Origin of the sequence: Psychrobacter sp. H7-1 (genome assembly GCF_904846585.1) — a bacterium.
GTDB lineage: Bacteria > Pseudomonadota > Gammaproteobacteria > Pseudomonadales > Moraxellaceae > Psychrobacter > Psychrobacter raelei.
The window spans coordinates 70,779-91,208 of record NZ_CAJHBH010000007.1 but is presented as its reverse complement, the minus strand read 5'-3'; the positions used below and the strand labels follow the sequence as shown (position 1 = coordinate 91,208).

Annotated in this window: 15 protein-coding genes; 4 read left to right on the top strand and 11 right to left on the bottom strand. The window is 45.1% G+C overall.

Features of this window, described 5'->3' with window-relative positions:
- The first annotated feature begins 215 nt into the window (after positions 1-215).
- Entirely contained in the window at positions 216-608 is a 393-nt protein-coding gene (locus JMX92_RS13725) for a type IV pilin protein (protein ID WP_201544100.1), read from the top strand.
- A 122-nt stretch (positions 609-730) separates the two neighbouring features.
- On the opposite strand, the gene fdxA is transcribed toward JMX92_RS13725, so the two are convergent.
- Both fdxA and mutS read right to left on the bottom strand, forming a co-directional pair.
- Positions 731-1,054, bottom strand: coding sequence for a ferredoxin FdxA (fdxA, locus tag JMX92_RS04265; RefSeq protein WP_011961232.1), 324 nt, complete (start codon positions 1,052-1,054; stop codon positions 731-733).
- A 223-nt stretch (positions 1,055-1,277) separates the two neighbouring features.
- The gene (mutS, locus tag JMX92_RS04260; RefSeq protein ID WP_201544098.1) at positions 1,278-4,322 is read right to left on the bottom strand and encodes a DNA mismatch repair protein MutS; all 3,045 of its coding nucleotides are present in this window, start codon (positions 4,320-4,322) and stop codon (positions 1,278-1,280) included.
- A gap of 393 nt (positions 4,323-4,715) precedes the next feature.
- On the opposite strand from mutS, the gene secA reads away from it, so the two are divergent.
- Together secA and JMX92_RS04250 are read left to right on the top strand one after the other, a co-directional pair.
- Complete coding sequence (gene secA / locus JMX92_RS04255) at positions 4,716-7,493, top strand: preprotein translocase subunit SecA (RefSeq protein WP_011961230.1); 2,778 nt, start codon at positions 4,716-4,718, stop codon at positions 7,491-7,493.
- Positions 7,494-7,559: 66 nt separating this feature from the next.
- Complete coding sequence (locus JMX92_RS04250; RefSeq protein ID WP_201544096.1) at positions 7,560-7,904, top strand: hypothetical protein; 345 nt, start codon at positions 7,560-7,562, stop codon at positions 7,902-7,904.
- Between the two features lie 210 nt (positions 7,905-8,114).
- Here JMX92_RS04250 and JMX92_RS04245 read toward each other — a convergent pair whose 3' ends face one another.
- The 8 genes from JMX92_RS04245 to coaD form a co-directional block, all read right to left on the bottom strand.
- Positions 8,115-8,828: a YsnF/AvaK domain-containing protein gene (locus tag JMX92_RS04245; RefSeq protein WP_155587472.1), complete on the bottom strand. Its 714-nt coding sequence runs from the start codon at positions 8,826-8,828 to the stop codon at positions 8,115-8,117.
- Positions 8,829-9,064: 236 nt separating this feature from the next.
- A complete protein-coding gene (locus JMX92_RS04240; RefSeq protein ID WP_110817001.1) occupies positions 9,065-9,913 on the bottom strand; it encodes a DUF2382 domain-containing protein in 849 nt (282 codons plus the stop codon).
- Between the two features lie 478 nt (positions 9,914-10,391).
- Entirely contained in the window at positions 10,392-11,573 is a 1,182-nt protein-coding gene (locus JMX92_RS04235) for a thiolase family protein (RefSeq protein WP_155587470.1), read from the bottom strand.
- A 119-nt stretch (positions 11,574-11,692) separates the two neighbouring features.
- Complete coding sequence (locus JMX92_RS04230) at positions 11,693-13,030, bottom strand: homoserine dehydrogenase (RefSeq protein ID WP_011961224.1); 1,338 nt, start codon at positions 13,028-13,030, stop codon at positions 11,693-11,695.
- A gap of 314 nt (positions 13,031-13,344) precedes the next feature.
- Positions 13,345-14,178 (bottom strand): DsbC family protein, encoded by an 834-nt coding sequence (locus JMX92_RS04225; protein WP_201544094.1) that lies wholly within the window; start codon positions 14,176-14,178, stop codon positions 13,345-13,347.
- Positions 14,179-14,365: 187 nt separating this feature from the next.
- Complete coding sequence (locus JMX92_RS04220; protein ID WP_201544092.1) at positions 14,366-16,819, bottom strand: YgiQ family radical SAM protein; 2,454 nt, start codon at positions 16,817-16,819, stop codon at positions 14,366-14,368.
- A 347-nt stretch (positions 16,820-17,166) separates the two neighbouring features.
- The gene (locus JMX92_RS04215) at positions 17,167-17,418 is read right to left on the bottom strand and encodes a YfhL family 4Fe-4S dicluster ferredoxin (RefSeq protein ID WP_011961221.1); all 252 of its coding nucleotides are present in this window, start codon (positions 17,416-17,418) and stop codon (positions 17,167-17,169) included.
- 104 nt (positions 17,419-17,522) lie between these two features.
- Positions 17,523-18,032: a pantetheine-phosphate adenylyltransferase gene (gene coaD, locus JMX92_RS04210; protein ID WP_011961220.1), complete on the bottom strand. Its 510-nt coding sequence runs from the start codon at positions 18,030-18,032 to the stop codon at positions 17,523-17,525.
- Positions 18,033-18,461: 429 nt separating this feature from the next.
- Here coaD and smpB point away from each other — a divergent pair, with 429 nt between their 5' ends.
- Positions 18,462-18,938, top strand: a complete 477-nt coding sequence (gene smpB / locus JMX92_RS04205) for an SsrA-binding protein SmpB (protein WP_011961219.1) — start codon at positions 18,462-18,464, stop codon at positions 18,936-18,938.
- Positions 18,939-19,064: 126 nt separating this feature from the next.
- Here the strand turns inward: smpB and gorA are convergent, their stop codons facing one another.
- Complete coding sequence (gene gorA, locus JMX92_RS04200; protein WP_201544090.1) at positions 19,065-20,420, bottom strand: glutathione-disulfide reductase; 1,356 nt, start codon at positions 20,418-20,420, stop codon at positions 19,065-19,067.
- Between the last annotated feature and the right edge of the window lie 10 nt (positions 20,421-20,430).

Genomic DNA, 20,430 nt, shown 5'->3' with positions numbered 1-20,430 from the left:
CAGGTTTGATTGCTTATTGCTGGTTTCCCTATAAACCCACCATCAAAAACATGCCTCAGCAGGGACAGGTAGCCACATTGTAAATAGTATCAATGAGTTACAATGTGGCTTATCCCGAACTGGGGTTAAGTTTAGCAATAGAGTTTTTTATGTTATTGTTTATTTTTACTTAATTTATAATTCTTATTTTATATTAAAAACGATAAGGAAGTGCAATGTCTTCACAGCAAGGATTTACTTTAATTGAGCTGATGATAGTGGTGGCCATCATCGGCGTGTTGTCTTTAATTGCCATTCCTGGCTATCAAAGCTATGCCCAAAAGACCTCTGAAGCTGCCTGTTTGTCACAGACCAAGGCGTTTAGTAATCAGATATTTTTAGAGCGTAATGATCCTACGAATGAGTTTGATGCTGATAAAGCGACCCGCATATTGAATACAGCGAGTGATAAAACAGCTTGCGAGACTATGGTTTATAACGATGGCACGAGTGTAACGCCGGCAGTGATGCCAAGCGTGCAATCAAAAATTAAAAACCCAGGCTCTGATCACACCCATATTATCTGTAATTTAGATAAGAGCGTACAATGTGAAACCAGTAATCTATAATTCGACGATAAAATACACAGTTGAACGTAAAACATAGTCAATAAAAAAAGCGACCTAGGGCCGCTTTTTAAATTTTTAGTCAGATAAAATAAAAAATTCAGAGCTTGAGTGTGGGATAGGGTCTAACGCTCTAGGTACTGAATTTTGCCCTCAACGCCATCCCATTTCTCAGCGTCAGGCAGCTGACCTTTCATTTCAGTGATGTTAGGCCACTCTTCAGCCAGCTCAGCATTTAGTTCGATAAACTCTTCTTGACCCTTTGGCACTTCATCTTCTGAGAAGATGGCATTAGCAGGACACTCAGGCTCACACAAAGCGCAGTCAATACACTCATCAGGATGAATGACCAAGAAATTAGGCCCTTCATAAAAGCAGTCCACAGGGCAGACTTCAACACAATCGGTGTATTTGCAGCGAATGCAATTATCAGTGACAACAAATGTCATAGCGAGCTACCTTTATAAAAGTTATCTTCAAGCATCGGCAATTATTTTGGCGGACTGGGGGCAAGTAGCACAGCCATGTAGCTGTGATGTCTTCTTGAGCCAGTATCGGGCTAAATAATCGCGCTTATAGCTGCTTATAAAAGATAAGTAAGTTGGGAGTAAGAGAGAAGATTTATTTTAGGGGTATATTTTACCCTTTTAATGCATTTTTCACAAATTGCTGTTAGCCCAAGCGTGCTTGTTTTTTTAATTCATAAATTAAGTCCAAGGCTTGTCTGGGTGTCAACTCGTCAGGATAGATGTCATTTAGCGTGTCTAAAATCGCTTTGGCCTTAGTATTTAAAGGGCTAAGCACTTTAGATTCACTTGATAAATGAGGGCTCAAGTCAGGCGCTGTTGACAGGCTATCTTGTGTCACAGAATCAAGAGCTGAGCTATTTAAATCTGCTGCGTAGCGGCTATCGTCGTCATTAGCATAAGCTTTATCAAAATTAGCATGATTATCCCTAGGCGTTATTGAGGGGTGATGACACTCTTGGGTGGCTGCGTTTAGGGATTTTTGTAAGCTTAAGTAGCGTTCGGCGGCGATTAAAACTTTGTCAGGAATACCGGCCATCTTTGCCACATGCAGCCCAAAGCTTGAGCTGGCAGCACCTGGCTCAATTTTGTGCAGTAATAACAGCTGGCCATCGATGTGACTGGCGGCGACATGAACGTTTCTTAGCTTACCGCTAAGATTGCGTTGTTGACTAAGCTCGGTTAATTCAAAGTAGTGGGTGGCAAATAATGTGAGACTACCCATTTCACACAGCTGGACGGCACAGGCATGAGCAATCGCTAGACCATCCGTGGTGGACGTACCGCGGCCGACCTCATCCATTAATACCAAAGAGCAGTGGCTGGCCAGATTTAAGATTTGTGCGGTCTCAATCATTTCCACCATAAAGGTAGATTTGCCACCAGCTAAGTCATCGGCTGATCCAATGCGAGTAAAAATGCGATCAATGTCACCGAGGGTAGCTGAGGCGGCCGGCACGAAGCTGCCACAGCAGGCAAGCAGCACAATAAGGGCAGTTTGGCGCATATAGGTAGATTTACCACCCATATTTGGCCCAGTGATGAGTAGTAGCCGCTCATTAAATGATTCCGTGCCCAGTTGACAATCATTGGCCACAAAATGCTGCAGCCCAGAGGTGGGTTGGCTATTGCCATGGGTTGCTTTGGGCTGACTCATGGCTTCTACGACTAAGTGCCGGCCTTGGCGAATGTCTAAATAACTGCCACTTGGGTCAAGCGTGGGGCGTACCCAGTCATTATCTTTGGCAAGTATAGCCCAGTTAAGCAGCACGTCAATCTGAGCGATGGCTGCGCTAAGCTGTTGTAAATCTTGAAGCTGTTCACTTAAGCGCACCAGTAACCCTTGATATAACGCCTTTTCACAGCTGAGTGCTAAGCTTTGGGCGTCTAGATATTCCACCTCCAGATTCTTCAACGGCTCAGTGATAAAACGCTCGCTGTTTTTAAGGGTTTGGCGGCGAATAAAAACATCCGGCGCTGTAGACGCTTGCGCTTTGGGTAATTCAAAGTAAAAACCGCTGACTTTGTTAAAGCCTACTTTTAGGCTGGGGAGCTGATAATTTTGACGGGCTTCATCAGCCATGTCATCAAGGGTTTGTTGGATATTGTCATGCAGATGAACCAGGCGATCAAACTCACTGTCATATCCCTCTGCAATCATGCCACCGTCACGTATATGGGCTGGCGGCTCCTCTATAATAGCCGACTCGATGTGTTCAGCGATTTTTAATAAGGTGTTTTTTTGCAGTGGTAAGTTTTGTAGTAGGCTTGGCAGTAGACCCTCACTGTCCGCCTGTAGCCCTAAGCTCTGTAACGTGTGGGCCAGCTGCTCACTGTGTCTGATACTGTCTGCTAAGCGCCGCAGGTCTCGGGGTTTGGCGCTGTGTAATGCAATGCGGCTACTGATACGCTCAATATCAGCGATACAGTGTAAGCTTTGCTGCAGCTGAGTTATCTCAGCGCTGGTGGGTGTCTGTATCAGCCACTGGCAGGCATCAAGACGCAAGCCTAACGACTCAACATGAGTGGCCAGACGTAGCGGGCGCTTGAGCTGGTTGATTAATAAGCGTCTGCCCATGGCGCTTTGGCACTGATTGACCACGCTTAATAGACTGGTGCCCGTGGGACTAACGGGGGTAAATAACTCAAGGTTGCGGCTGCTAATGTCATCAATGATTAAATAGTCTTCATCACGCTCAACAATCAGTTCAGTGAGCTGCGGCGTGTGGCGCTGCTGGGTTTGCTGAGCATAATGGATTAAGGCGGCACTGGTGGTTTGTGCCACCAAACTTTCGGCGATGCCCAGTCCCTCTAAGGTTTGTACATTAAACTGTCGACATACTGTTTCGCCGGCATGCTGGGGGTGAAAGTCGCTGGCCGCCACACTAATAACTGGGCAATATAGCTTGTCTTGTAGCCAGTGGCGCCAGTCATCGCTTAACGTCTCTGGAATAATCACTTCACTTGGGGCAAATCTGTTGAGTACGGTGAGCAGACGCTGCTTTAACAGTACCTCATAATCCACCTGTGACTCAGACACATAAGCAATATTGGCCTCAGCCGGCTTAATAACCTCAGAAAGTGGCAGGGTTTGCGTACGAATGGTACCGGCGTTGATGTCTAGCTGGCTGATACCTATCTGGTTTAGGCTCGCTTGATTTGAGCTACTCTTTAGGTGTTGCCAATTTTTCTTTAAATTGAAATCAAGTGCCACAACGCTTGGGGTGTGATTGGGCGCAATAAGTGCATCATCGGTGAGAGTGCCAGCGGTTAATGTTTTGACCACTTCACGGCGCATGATACCTTTGGCCGCAGTGGGCTTATTCGTGTCATGCTCTTCATTCAGCTCAGGGGCATCCTCGACTTGCTCACAGATAACCACGGTTTCGCCCGCTGCAATAAGACGCGCCATATAGCTTTCGGCAGCATGAAAGGGCACGCCGGCCATAGCGATATTGTTACCTGCTTTATCGTTGCCGCGGCGGGTTAAAGTAATGTCTAAAATATCAGCCGCTCGCTGAGCATCGGTAAAAAAAAGCTCATAAAAATCGCCCATACGGTACAGCAAGAGCGCATTCGGATACTGCGCTTTGAGGGTTAAATATTGCACCATCATTGGGGTATGGTCATCAAGATTGTATTCAACGCCAGCTATATTGAGCAGTGAGGTGGTGTGCACGGTGTCAGACATAATTTTTGCTTATTTGCTTAAAGATTAAGTGGCTTAAAAGGGGCGTAGTTAAAAGACCAAGCGGTTTACATTATTATATGATTTATATTGTGGGTCATTTAGCTGATACGCATTATCTAAAGTAGGGGGCTTATTTAGTGACCGCTTTGAATGCGGTAAATGAGGGATAAAACCACCCTCTATTTTAGCATTTATTGCCGCATTGATTCTGCTCATAAATCTAAGGCGGAGAAATACAACGCCTGATTTGCTAAAAAGCAACAAATAATTTGTGATTACAGAATCAATTACCCTTGTATCTATCAAGGCTGTTACCATATATAATAGATAAAATTTTTTTATGGTCTGCGCAGATGTGCGTCTGACTGAGTCGATATGTAGGTCTACAAAGTTATGTTGTCAAAAATAGTCGGAAGCGTAATTGGTACCAAAAATGATCGTGAGCTAAAGCGGATGCGTCAAATTGTCGCAAAGGTAAATGCTCAAGAAGCGGCAATTAGTGCGCTAACAGATGCACAGCTTCGTGATAAGACGGCAGAGTTTAAAAGTCGTTTTGATGAGGGGGCAAGCTTAGATTCATTATTGCCTGAAGCCTTTGCGGTCTGTCGTGAAGCCTCAAAACGAGTACTGGGTATGCGCCATTATGATGTGCAAATCATCGGTGGTATCACCCTTCATGAAGGCAAAATTGCAGAAATGCGTACCGGTGAGGGTAAAACCTTGATGGCAACCTTAGCCATTTACCTCAACGCCATTAGTGGCAAAGGGGTACACGTGGTTACTGTGAACGATTACTTAGCGGCGCGTGATGCTGAACTAAACCGTCCTTTGTTTGATTTTTTGGGACTAACCGTTGGGGTCATCTACTCTCAGCAGCCCCCTTATGAAAAAGTCGCGGCCTATCAATCCGATATTACCTATGGTACCAACAACGAATATGGCTTTGATTACTTACGTGACAACATGGTGTTTAGCTTGGCTGAAAAAAAACAGCGTCCACTAAACTACTGTATTATCGATGAAATTGACTCTATCTTAATTGATGAGGCACGTACGCCGCTGATCATCTCAGGTCAAGCCGATGATTCTTCAGCCACTTATGCTTTGATTAATAATATTATCCCGCGTTTGACTCGCTCAACTGACGAAGAAGCCAATAAAGAAAATGAAGATGGCGACTTTTGGATCGATGAGAAAAACCGCCAGATTGAGATTAGTGAAAAAGGCTACGAGAAAATTGAATCTTTCTTAATTGAAGTGGGTGAGCTTGGCGAAAATGAAAGCTTATATAGCCCAATTCGCTTGCCTCTACTTGCGCATGTACAAGCCGCCATTCGTGCGCATCACATCTTTATTAAAAACGTACATTACATTGTTGATAATGGTGAAGTCATCATCGTAGATGAAAACACCGGTCGTACCATGCCGGGTCGCCGTTGGTCAGATGGTCTACATCAAGCTGTAGAGGCCAAAGAGGGGGTTGAAATTCAAGCGGAAAACCAAACGCTTGCCACCACCACTTTCCAGAACTATTTCCGTCTTTACGACAAGTTATCAGGCATGACCGGTACCGCCGATACCGAAGCGGCAGAATTTAAATCTACTTATGATATTGATGTGGTAGTTATTCCTACCCACAAGCCAATTGCGCGTATCGACTTAGAGGACCAGATCTTCTTGACCAAGCTGGGTAAATACAAAGGTATTATCCGTGAGATTAAAGAGATTCAAGCCAAAGGCGCACCTGTGTTAGTCGGTACAGCGACCATTGAAGCCAGTGAAGAGCTGTCTTATTTGCTTGACCAAGAAGGTATTAAGCATAACGTCCTAAACGCTAAGCAGCATGAGCGTGAAGCAGAAATTATCGCTCAGGCAGGTAGCCCCAAAGCGGTGACCATCGCCACCAACATGGCGGGCCGTGGTACAGACATCATTTTAGGCGGTAACTGGCAGGCACACATTAGTGATCCGGACAATGTTAGCCCAGAGGAAATGCAGCGTCTAAAAGCAGCTTGGCAGAAAAAGCATGACGAAGTATTGGCTGCAGGCGGGTTGCATATTATTGGCTCAGAGCGTCACGAGTCACGCCGTATCGATAACCAGCTGCGTGGTCGTGCCGGTCGTCAAGGTGACCCTGGCCAGTCTCGCTTCTTCTTATCGCTAGAAGATGACTTGATGCGTATCTTTGCCGGCGACCGCGTGGTAAATATGATGCGGGCTATGGGTTTAAAAGAAGATGAAGCCATTGAACACAAAATGGTATCTCGCTCTATCGAAAACGCCCAAGGAAAAGTAGAAAGCCGAGATTTTGATGCGCGTAAAAACCTTCTAAAATACGATGACATCGCCAACGAACAACGTAAAGTTATCTACTCTCAGCGTGATGACTTGCTGGCAGAAGCCGATCTTAAACAGGCCATCGAAGCGATGCATCGCGATGTCTATGATGCGCTCATTAGCCAGTTTGTACCCCCAGGATCTATTGATGATCAGTGGAATATTGATGGCTTAGAAGATGAGCTTGAGAGCGAATTTAAATACTACATGCCAATTAACGACTGGTTAGATAGTGACCGCCGCTTAGATGAAGAGGGGCTGCGTGAGAAGATTGTTCAAACCGCTATTGCCCGTTATCGTGAGCGCCGTGAGCTGATGACCCCAGAAAATGCCGCCCAGCTTGAGCGTCATTTTATGCTACAAAGCCTAGATCGTCACTGGAAAGAGCATTTAACGCAGATGGATCAGCTGCGTAAAGGTATTCATTTGCGTGGTTATGCACAAAAAGACCCACAACAAGAGTACAAACGTGAGTCGTTTGAGCTGTTCCAGATGATGCTAGGTGCCATCAAGTCAGACACAGTACAAGACTTATCACGCGTGCATATCCCAACCCGTGAGGAGCTTGAGGCGATGGAAGCGGAGCGTTTGGCTCAAGCTGAGCGCCAACAGATGATGTTTGAACACGATGAGGTGGACAGCCTAACCGGTGAGCGTCATAGTGACCCTGATGTTGAAGCGCGCAACTTAGCGGCTGAGCAACAGGCAACTGCAACTAAGGCACCTGCTGCTGCCAATGGTAATAACCCGTACGCAAATATGAATATTAGCCGTAATGCCCCCTGTCCTTGTGGTTCTGGCTTACGCTATAAGCAGTGCCACGGAAAAATTTAATAATTTTTCGTGTATAAACTCCCGACATAACTAGACCGTAATTTTGTAGACGGTGAGGATAAAACTATGACTATGAATAATAAATCATTAAAACTAACCGTATGGATAGCAGCACTTACAGCAGTACTGGGGTTAACGGCTTGTCAAAAGCAAGAGCAACCAGCCCCTGCACAAGATGAAGAGGCAGAAGTAGCCATGTCAGCTGAGCCGGCAGAAGGCAATGATCCTGCCATCGTAGCCGACGATTTAGATGACGTAGATGCGCGCTCTGCCAATGCAGATGAGGCCGCAGCCGATGCGGCGGCAACAGACGTGGACGCCGCACCTGCCGCTGAAACTCCAGCACCAGCTGATGTAGATACTCAGTCAGAGGCTGCAGCTGAAACTACTGAGACAGCCCCTGCCCAATAAGAGGGCTCAATAAGAGGTTAGTAACTTACTGTCGTATTAAAACGCTATCGTATTAAGATGCTCACTATTTATATAACCTAGCATTACAAAAATAGCCGATACTTGTATCGGCTATTTTTTTATTAAAGCAAAACTTCTGAGTCAAACAAAGCCACTCATTGTGAATCATTGACACAAAATCTCATCAGTTTATATTGGACTTGCAGGACGTTAGCGTTTGCGGCGCTCATGTTCAAAAAAGCCTTCTTCTTGCACATCAAGCTCTTCATGCTTAAGCTCCACCTCAAAGGTATCTTGATGCAAATGAGTCGATTTTTCGATACGCACATCTTGCACCGCATGAGTCTCTTTTTTGATGAGTGCCACTTGGCGTGAGATCACGATCTCTAACGGCTCATTACTATCCAATAAAACCTGATTGCCATTGACCATAATACTAGGCTGACTGTCTAAGGTAGGCTCGATGTGACGCACTATGTCCTCATCGCTCACCTCATTGGTCAAAAATGCTCTTGAGTCGGCATCATAATAGTCAGTTTCAATAACTAAGATTTCCTCCATGAGCTCAATGGGCACATTCACCGTCTTTCTACGCACTTCTTTGCGGACTTTGACTTTACCAATATCCAAGCGCTCTTTATCTACTACTGCTCTTTCTTCTAATAGCTCTAAGCTGCCTACCACAGTGCGTTGCCCATTAGGATTAGCTGAACTATGGCTTTGTAGGTTATCCTCATGTGATAAGTCAGTGACGCCTTGACGTGGGGCAGCTTTGTCAGGCAACCCATTTATGCTATCTGCTTTGTCTATGCTTGTACCTATGTTTGTACCTATGCTTGTGTCTAAATGGTTTTGGGTCTGTGGTGTATTGGGATTGACAAAAGGGTCGGTTTTGCTTTGATTGTCTGAATTAAAATCGCTCATGATGATTTCCTATAATGATTAGGGATGGGTATCTGAAGATGGGGATGTTATTGATATGATTAGCCGCTACGGCCATTTAACCAATGGCAAGGTATAACTAAGCTTTAGACGTTAAAAAAGCCAGAGCATTGCCCTGGCTTTTTACGTCATTGCTTGTACCTATCTGCTTTCTGCTTTCATTATCGTAAAAACTAATTTACTAATATTATGCTAGGGCAGATAAGAAGGCTTTGGGCTTATTTGCCACGAGCAGCGCGTACATCATCAGCAGTTAGGTCATCACGCTCTACAATGTTACCTTCACGGTCGACAATGTTACCATCACGGTCAATATCTAGCTCTTCACGCTGGATAGTTTCATTGATAGTCTCTGTGTGACGCTCAGTAGTTTTGCCTACGTTCACTTCTTCAGTAACGTAAGTTTCTTTGTTTACATTAGCACGCTCAGCTTCTAGCTCAACTTCTACTGAGTCAGCACCGGCATCATCACCGATACGGCGAGTGGTAGGACGGTTAACTTCAGTACGCTCAATATGGGCATGCTCTTCTTCAAGCTCTACATCTACAGCACGGTTCTCTGTAACCACATGTTTGCCTACTTTTACCAAGCCAGCTACGATGCGATCTTTGTTAACTGTTAGACGCTCTTCTAATAGCTCTAAAGTGTTTGGTGCATTGTAGTAATCTTCTTTGATATCTACACGCTCAGCGGCAGGTACAGTGTCAGCAACAAAGGCGGCGCGGTCTTTGTTCGCTTGCTCTTTATAGCTGTACTGATAGTCATGGTCATACTCTTCCATGGCTTCTACTTGAGACTTAGTTAAAGAGTCAAAGAACACATCATCACCAACAATACGGGCAAGACCTGCAGGAACTAAAACTTCTTTTGAGCTAAACCAGCCACCCACATCTACGATTAAATAACGGATACGGCCAGTGATATCTTCAACTAAAGCGCCTTCAATTTTACCGATTTTTTCTTCACCAGCACCATAGGCAGCTTTGCCAGTTGGATCATAGTAGTCATCACCAATAATATCACGGTGAGTTGATTGGATGTCTTTTAAACGAATTAGTTGGCTCATTATAGTTTTCCTTGTCTTATTATTTAAATTGAAAATCCATCAAGGATTTATTGCTAAAGTTAATTTTTCGCACGGTAGTCATTACCAAAATCATTGACAGCACTCAGTAAGGCGTTTTAGATTGAAGTTGTATTTTATTGGCTAAAATTAAATCTTCAATTTAGTGTTCTTATAAAATGTCAAACAGGTGATATAAATTTTTGTTTAACTATTCTTTAAGCTGTGTCGATGACTTGATTTATAGATTAACAACTGAATTTGGGACTTTATATAGTAAACGAGTATCACTGTATTAAGTTGCGTAAAGCGCTGTAAGTTGCTGTAAGTGCAATAACATAGCTTGGGTCTAGCTTTACAAACCGATAAGATAAGGAGGGTAAATGTTGCTACGGTGTGATAAAAAAAAGAGCCTCCAAATTTGGAGGCTCTGTTTAAGAATTTTTGTAAATAGATTTTGGCCTAACTTGGCCGAATGGCTCTAAGCAAGTTCAATGGCGACAGCAACAGCTTCACCGCCACCGATACATAATGAGGCCACGCCTTTTTTGCCGCCGGTGCGCTTCAATGAGTTGATTAGAGTAACCAAGATACGGGCACCCGAACAGCCCACTGGATGACCTAGGGCACATGCACCGCCTTCAACGTTGACTTTGGCATGAGGAATATTTAGCTCATCCATTGCCGCCATGGTCACCATAGCAAAGGCTTCATTGATCTCCCACAGATCCACATCTTCTACTGACCAACCTGCTTTTTGTAGCACTTTTTCGATTGCACCAATAGGGGCAATGGTAAATTTGCTAGGGTGCAGCGAGTTGGTAGCGGTAGAGATGATACGCGCTTCAATATTCAAGCCTTTGTCCTGGGCTACTTGTTCAGAGGTCACCACAACCGCAGCAGCACCATCAGAGATTGAGCTGGCATTAGCGGCGGTGATGGTTCCCTCTTTTGCGAAGGCTGGACGTAGGGTAGGGATACGCTCAGCATTGGCTTTAGCAGGCTGCTCATCGGTCTCGATAACCACTTCGCCTTTACGCGTTTTTACAGTAACGGGCGTGATTTCATCTTTAAAGTGACCTTCTTTGATGGCTGTCAGCGCACGGTTTAATGACTCAATAGCGAAGTCATCCATTTGCTCACGAGTATAGCCTTTTTCATCGGCCATCTCTTGAGCAAATTGACCCATCAATTTACCGGTATCGGCATCTTCTAGGCCATCTAAGAACATATGGTCTTTGACTTCTTTGTGACCCATGCGGTAGCCGTCACGTGCACCTGGCAGAATATAAGGCGCATTGGTCATAGATTCCATGCCGCCTGCCACGATAATCTCAGCACTGCCTGCTTTAATAGCATCATGCGCCTGCATCACTGCTTTTAGACCTGAACCACATAGCTTGTTAATGGTCACAGCGCCAGTGCTATCAGGGATACCTGCATTACGCATGGCTTGGCGAGCAGGGCCTTGGCCTACGCCTGCGGTTAAGATACAGCCCATGATAACTTCGTCGATTTCTTCAGCCTTTACACCCGAGCGCTCTACAGCAGCTTTAATAGCAGCTGCACCTAACTGCGGAGAAGTTGCGCCAGTAAGGTCGCCTTGGAAACCACCCATTGGGGTACGGGCGCCACTAACAATAACGATTGAATCTGATGACATAGTATTATCCTTAATTAATATTATTTATTTAAGAGCCAAGCGACTTGATAGCTTGGCCAAATCGATCACTTAATTTGCTTCTGTTAATGTCTTAGTCTAACCCTTTTAGTCTAAGTTTTTTAGTCCAGCTCATTTAAGCGAATACGTACCACATCTGATGTAATCGCTTGCAAGGCTTCAATCTTCTTAATGGCGACATTCATCTGACTTTCAATAACCGGTAGCGTTAAAATGATGATAGGCACCTGTCCTTTTTGATGTGCCGGTTTTTGTAAAATGGCATCAATGTTAATGCCGGCATCACTTAAGATACGAGTCACGTCAGCCAGTACACCTGGGGTATCAGTGGCCTGCAAACGTAAGTAATAGCCGGTTACCATCTGCTCAGCAGGCAAGATGGGTGTGTCTGATAATTGGTTGGGCATAAAGGCTAAGTGCGGTACATGATGGCCATCTTTTACGGTCAATACCCGAATTAAATCCATCACATCGGCCATGACCGCAGACGCGGTGGCTCCGGCACCTGCGCCATCGCCATAGTATAGAGTCTGACCTAAAGGATGCGAATTGACCAGTACCGCGTTTTTTACACCATTAACATTAGCCAACAGCTTATCTTGTGGGATAAGGGTCGGATGGACGCGCAGCTCAATACCGGTTACTTTTTTGCTAACCGATTGAGGGTCTTGCCCATCATAACGACGTACCGCAAAGCCTAAGTGCTTGATACGATAGCCCAACTCTTCAGCGTATGTGACATCCTGCAAAGTGATAGCGGTAATGCCTTCACAGTAAACTTTATCAAATTGTAAGGGGATACCAAAGGCAATTGAGGCCAGTAGCGCTAATTTATGCGCCGCATCAATACCCTCGACATCAAAGGTAGGATCTGCCTCAGCATACCCCAGCGCTTGGGCTTCTGCTAACACATCTTCAAAGGTGCGGCCTTTATCGCGCATCTCTGACATAATAAAGTTGCCGGTACCATTAATAATACCGGTGAGCCAATCTACTTTATTGGCCGCTAAAGCTTCACGCAGCACTTTAATAATAGGAATACCGCCTGCCACAGCTGCTTCATAAGCCACATGGACGTTGTGCTTATCAGCGAGGTCAAAAATCTCATTACCATGTTCGGCCAGTAGCGCCTTGTTAGCAGTAACCACATGTTTGCCATTTTTTATGGCGTGGATAATCACCTCTTTGGCTACGGTTTGGCCACCAATTACCTCAACAATAATATCCACATCGTCGCTTTGGGCAATGGCCATTAAGTCACTTTGCTGCTTAATACTGGGATCAATGTCATCACGCTGACGGCGGGTACCGACTTGGGTAATAACAATGTCGTGACCACTGCGCCTCTTTAGCTCTGATAAGTTATCTTGAAGTAGGTCTAAGACACCTGTACCTACAGTGCCCAGCCCTAATATAGCCAATTTAATTGATTTACTCACGGTATCCTCAGTAGTGTTATCCAACGTTATTATCGATTGTTCAAGCTTGCAGAGCGCGTGATACAGCGCCGTATGTACGCCTCTTATGCATCATAGTGTATTACTATCAGGGCTTATAATACTATTGTTTTAAAAAACTAAATAGTGCACAAACTTATGCCTAAATTTCACAAACCCACTGCATTTGCTTGAACATTTTTCCCTAAACGACATTTATATTAGCAGCCAATGCTAGGTGAATAAAGTGTTAACTTATCGACTAGACAAAGCATCAGATACTGACTTGAGCACAGCCTTTATCTGTTATTAGAATCTTAGTGAGCAAGGGCGGCGGCGGCCAGCTCTTTGGCAGGCAAATAGCCGCCAATTTGATGACCAGATTCGGTAAAGATAGCAGGTGTGCCACTCACGCCTAAGCTCATACCCAGCTCAATGTGTGAACGAACAGGGCTATCACACTTAGGCGAGGATAATGGCTTACCGGCTTTGGCGTCGTTCATGGCCTGCATACGGTCACTGCTACACCAGATGGCTTCCATTTTTGGAATACTGGCATCACTGCGTGGCCAAGCAAGATAACGCACTTCTATCCCTTGGGCATTGATATCACTCATTTCAGAATGCAATTTGGTGCAATAAGGGCAGTCGGCATCGGTAAAGACATAGACCACAGCTTTGGTGGCGCCTTTGGCCGGATAAATAATCATCTCTTTTTTATCCACGGCTGCCAGTTTTTGCTTGGCGCTCTGTGCTATCAAGTCGGCACTGATATCAATCGGATGCGCTTGACCAATCTCGACAATCTGTCCTTGAATGATGTGCCTACCTTCTTTATCACTAAAAAAGGCGGGCATGCCCTCGGCAGTCACCCAATAAATATTGTCCATTGAGGTGGGTATGGCCGAGATGATTTTTTGCTCAAAACCTGAGGCCTTAAAGTTGGCTTCTAACGCGGCCACTACCTTCGGATCAGAGTCAGAACTGGCACTGGTATTTTGCTTGGCGCTCGTGGGCGTCTTGCTCGGCTCGTTTCTAGCTTCAGTGCTGTTGCTGTTACAGCCAGCGATGGCGATGGCCAATGCCATCAATGACGCTTTGGTGAAAGCGGGTGATTTTTTTAATAAGTTTTGGCGAAATAAAGGGGTCATAACAGGTGTCTCTTAGCGGGTAATGCTCAAATGAAGTTAACAAGCAGCGCTCAGTTTAGCATATTATATCGGTGATAGAATTGAGATAAACAAAAGCCCCACTGCGGTTAACAGTGAGGCAATTATTGGGTAAAACGCCGATTACTTTGCTAAAAATAGCCCGTCTAAAACTCAGACTTTGGTCTGCCTATTTGGTCACGCGTGGCGGCAATCCGGTATGCTGGGTTTGAAAGTTGCCTTTTTTGACCTGTTTGCTTGGATTTCGGCCCAGCTTGCCTGCAGTGGCGGCGCCGGTACTGCGCTTATTAGCATTTGAGCGCTTGATGGAGTCTGAGCCCACACGGCTGTTCTTTTTACGGGCCGATTGATAAGTGTCTTGGCTGTCTTTGCCCTCTAAGCGTGAGTTAAACGGTGGAATCAAGCAATGACGAGCGGTACCAATTAAGTCCTCGCGGCCCATACGTTTTAAGGCTGCGCGTAGCATTGCCCAGTTTTTTGGATCATGATAACGTAAAAAGGCCTTGTGCAATTTGCGCTGCTTGCCAGATTTAACGATATCCACATCACCGCCTTCACGAGTCACTTTATGCAGCGGGTCTTTGTGAGTGTGATACATGGTGGTCGCAGTTGCCATAGGGCTTGGGTAGAAAGCCTGAACTTGGTCGGTTCTAAAGTCGTTGCGCTTGAGCCACAATGCCAAATTCATCATGTCTTCATCCGTTGTACCAGGGTGCGCGGCGATGAAATAGGGGATTAAATACTGCTCTTTACCGGCCTCCTGACTGTACTGCTCAAACATTTGTTTGAAGGTGTCGTAGGAGCCCATACCCGGCTTCATCATCTTCGATAAAACGTTGGTTTCAGAATGCTCAGGAGCAATTTTTAGATAACCACCGACGTGGTGGGTGACCAGTTCTTTGACGTATTCAGGGTCTTTGACCGCCAAATCGTAGCGTAGACCTGAAGCGATGAGAATCTTCTTAATGCCCTTGATATCACGAGCCTTACGATACAGCTTGGTTAAGTTGCTGTGATCGGTTAATAGGTTGTCACAAATATCAGGGTACACACAAGAGGGTTTACGGCAGTTCTTCTCGATGGCCTCATCTTTACAGCTGAGTCGGTACATATTGGCAGTTGGGCCACCTAAATCTGAAATCACGCCGGTAAAATTAGGCGCGGTATCACGAATGGCTTCCACTTCACGTAAAATCGACTCTTCAGAGCGGTTCTGAATAATACGGCCTTCGTGCTCAGTAATAGAACAAAAAGTACAGCCACCAAAGCAGCCACGCATGATATTGACCGAAAACTTAATCATGTCAAAAGCTGGAATACGTGCTTTACCATAGCTGGGATGTGGCACACGCGCATAAGGCAAATCAAAGACGTAATCCATCTCCTCCATAGATAAGGGAATCGGTGGCGGGTTTAACCACACATCAATGTCGGTTCTTGAATTGCCACCGCCGGTGCCATGACGCTGTACTAAGGCGCGGGCGTTACCTGGGTTGGTCTCTAAATGCAGAATACGGTTGGCATGGGCATACAACACTGGATCTGATTTTACTTGCTCATAATCGGGCAGGCGAATCACCGTCTTTTCGCGTGGTGGCAGCTTTAGTTTGTGCTTACGGGCAGTTTTTGGCTTATCTGCTTCAAGACCGACCATTTTAACGACTTGTACATCTTCATTAACCTGATCGGCATTTAGGACTTTGTTATCCACTTTTTCAGCGACAAAGCCTTTGTATTGACGTTCCATTGAGGATAGGCTTTCATTCACCTTACGCTCAGAGTTGCCTTTTTCTTTTTCAATCGAGCAGCTGTCTAAATCCTCAGTCATCACATAAGGGTTGATAATGGGGTCGACACGGCCAATGGTATCCACATCATTACTGGCCACCTCAATCATGTCCGCTTTCCAGTGGCGGCGTGATGGCGTCAATAGATAAGCCGTCCCTCGTAAATCACTCATCTGCTCGAAGGTATAACCCTTTGATAGACCATGCACGATATCGACAATGGCACGCTCAGCATTACCGTATAGCAGCACATCAGCGCGGCTGTCTAGTAGCACACTGCGGCGCACTTTATCTGACCAATAATCGTAATGGGCAATACGGCGCAAACTGCCCTCAATACCACCCAAAATAATCGGCACATCAGGATAAGCCTCACGGCAGCGCTGGCTATATACAATGGCCGCGCGATCAGGGCGCTTGTCTGGTGCATTGTCCGGTGAATAAGCATCATCACTGCGAATACGGCGATCGGCGGTATAGCGGTTAATCATGCTGTCCATATTGCCAGCAGTTACACCATAAGCATAAACTGGCTTGCCAAGCGCCATAAAGGCATCTTTGCTGGTCCAATCAGGCTGTGCAATGATGCCCACACGAAAGCCTTGCGCTTCTAACAAGCGGCCAATAATCGCCATGCCAAAGCTTGGATGATCGACATAAGCATCACCTGAGATGATGATCACATCACAAGCATCCCAGCCCAGCTCGTCCATCTCAGCACGGCTCATGGGTAGGAAGGGGGCGGGCTCATAGCAACTGGCCCAGTGCTTATCATAGTCGTATAAAGGCGTAATACCTTGTTTAAAAGCGGTGCGGGCGATGGTTTCAGCAGACATGGCAATGACCTAAATAATGATTTATAGACTTAATCTTTGGGTTTGTTTTGTATCGTTTAGCTCTCGGAATAAACCGATAGGGATCGATAAATCAACGTCAAAAGAGGGTAGTAGTCAAAAAATATAGTGATAAAACTGAGGGATTATAAGGAGTACAGTAAACGGCTTAAAAAAGCGCTTATAGAATTGGGCTCATTTTAACATGAATCTGCTTCAGGTTGTGATAAAAGCATAACTTGATATGGCATTGTGATGGATGCAATAGGTATAGCCAATAAAAAAGAGCCCGCATCCGAAGATTAAAGCTCTATGGTCTTTAAGTCGCGTTATCTTTTAAGAATAGACGGTTAATTCTGACCCACAATCCGTTTATACTTAGCCATTAAGTCCCCTTCAGATTCCACATGATTGGGGTCATTAGGGATACAGTCTATTGGGCAAATTTCAACGCATTGTGGCTCATCGAAATGGCCGACGCACTCGGTACACAGATCAGGATTAATTTCATAAATCTCTTCGCCTTCATAAATGGCGTCATTGGGACAAACTGGCTCGCAAACATCGCAGTTAATGCATTCATCAGTAATCATTAAAGCCATTATGCTGCTCCAAATCTAAGTCAAAAAATTAACAAACCGCCCAAAAAGACGGTTCATAGGACGTATTGAAAATATAGGGGGTGTAAGGGGGTAAATAGGGAAAGCTATTGCCAGTTATTAGCGCGCTTATTATCAAATGCTTTTTGAACACAAACAGGAACAAATTTATCCACATCGCCATTTAACTTGGCAATCTCGCGGATCATCGTTGATGAGATAAACGAGTACTCAGGGGCAGGGGTCAAAAATACGGCCTCAAAGTTCTCATCAAGCTCTCGGTTCATATTGGCCAATTGAAACTCGTACTCAAAATCAGACATGGCGCGTAGACCACGAAGGACAGCGGTCGCCTGTTGCTCACGCATGAACTCAACCAATAATCCCTCAAACCCTACTACAGATACTTGTGGCAAATCCTCAAATACCGATTCGACCAATTCAACACGCTCTTCAAAGCTGAACATGGGTTTTTTATGATGGCCTAAAGCAACGGCGATTACCACCTCATCAAATAGCTTAACGGCGCGTTTAACCAGATCACGATGACCATTGGTGATCGGATCAAAGGTCCCTGGATAGACGACTTTAGTATGGAGCGATGATGGTTTATTCATGATGATAAGCTTAGATGATAAATGAATTAAAGAGGCGCCTATCGTAACAAATTTTTGGCCTAGAGGTAAGTTTATTCAAGCAAGGTTTTTTAGTTTTACTGTAGTAATCGGCCAAAAACAGACAACCAGATTATCTAAGATAGAGCCGGATTATCTAAAATAGAGTTAGTGATTAAAGCATGACAACTGCTTTGGCATAACAACCCAGATAAAAAGGCTGCTTACAAAGCTACGAAAAATAATGGAGGACAAATTTGCTATACTAAAGGCTCGACCTATCTAGTCTTTATAGAGCAGCACTGTGTAGCACACTGGTTTATGGCTATCTAACAGCGGCTTAAAGGCTCAGTAGGGACATGTACGACAAGCAGGCCCGTATAAATTATTTAAACACTAAGGCGCTGCTTGGCTTAAATAAGAGACAATAATATGGCGAAAAAGACCAAAAAACCATCCAATCAGATTGCCGCTAATAAAAAAGCGCGGCATGAGTATTTTATTGAAGAAACCTATGAAGCCGGCTTGGTATTACAAGGCTGGGAAGTCAAAGCCATCCGTGCTGGCAAGATGAGTATCACTGAAGCTTATGTCGTATTCCGTGGTAATGAGGCGTTTTTATTTGGCGCACATATTCAGCCGTTATTATCAAGCTCAACCCATGTCGACCCTGACAGTATCCGTACTCGTAAGCTCCTGCTAAATCGTAAAGAGATTGATACTTTATTCGGTGCGGTGAACCAAAAAGGCTATGCTTGTGTGCCGCTTGAGGTTTACTGGAAAGACTCATTGGTGAAGTGCAAAATTGGCCTAGCTAAGGGTAAAAAGCTTCATGATAAACGTAAGACGCTTAAAGACAGGGACTGGGAGCGTGATAAAGAGCGCGGCTTTAAGCAGCATTTGGATTAAAGTGCTTGGTAGGGTTATTTATTGCCGAGCATAGCAAAAGGCCACTCTAAAATAGAGTGGCCTTTTTTTGTAGGCTGTCCCGTCCTAAAATATAAAACAGTAACCAATGCCCAAAATAGTAATGACTTATCGCATCGTCACAAATTCTTCAGAGCCGGTAGGATGGATGGCAACCGTATTATCGAAATCGGCCTTGGTAGCCCCCATCTTGATAGCGACCGCAAAACCTTGAATCATTTCATCGACACCAAAGCCAATGCCATGTAAGCCAATGACTTTTTCTTCGTCACCTAAGCACACCAGCTTCATGGTGCATTTTTGGCGGTGCTGAGTTACAGCGCTATACATCGGGGTAAAGCTTGAGGTGTAGCATTTGATAGCGTCTTCACCATATTGCTCAATGGCCTGCATCTCAGACATACCAATAGTGCCAATAGGGGGGTGAGTGAAAATCACTGTGGGCACTAAGCTATAATCAAGATGTTCATTTGGCTTATTGTTAAACAAACGTTCAGATAAGCGGCGACCGGCAGCTATGGCCACAGGGGTTAGGTCGATACTGTTTTCGATAATATCACCAACGGCATAAATGCCTGCCACATTGGTATTTTGGAACTTATCAACTTTGATTTTACCGATAGAATTGGTCTCAACCCCAGTCACTTCCAAGTTAATCTTATCGGTAGCAGGCTCGCGGCCCACCGCCCAAATTAGGCAGTCCACAGTATTTGTGCGACCATCTTCTAATTCTATAGTAAGACTGCCATCTTCATTTTTCACAATCTGTTTAATCACCGTATGGGTGTGTAACTCGATGCCTTCTTTGGCCATCTCTTCAAGCAAGACATTAACGATGCTGTGGTCAAAAGAGCGCAAAGGAGAATGCTGGCGAACGTATAAATCGACTTCTGACCCTAAGCTGCGCAACACGCCTGTTATCTCAACAGCAATATAACCTGCGCCGACGACAGCCACTCGTTCAGGAAGCTGTTGCAAAGCAAAGAAGCCATCAGAGTCTATACCGTACTCAGCGCCTTTAATGTCTGGATAGATAGGACGGCCGCCGGTAGCAATTAAGATATGATCGGCAGTAATGTGCTCACCATTGACTTCGACGGTTTTGCTATCGACGAATTTGGCAAAGCCATTGATGACCTCTACGTTATTTTTGGCCAAATTATTCTCATAAGAGCGGTGGATATTGGCAATATATTTTTGGCGGGTCTCAACAAGCTTATTAAAGTCAAAGCCTTTTACTTCGACATCAAAACCATAATCTGGCGCATATTTGTGCATGGCCTCGGCCACTTGGGCGCCATACCACATCACTTTTTTTGGAACGCAGCCTAAGTTTACACAGGTGCCGCCTAAGTGGTTGGCTTCAATAATGGCGCATTTTTTGCCATACATGGCCGCGCGGTTAATAGAGGCGATACCGCCGCTACCGCCCCCAATAGCGATATAGTCGTAATGTCTACTCATAACGGATCCT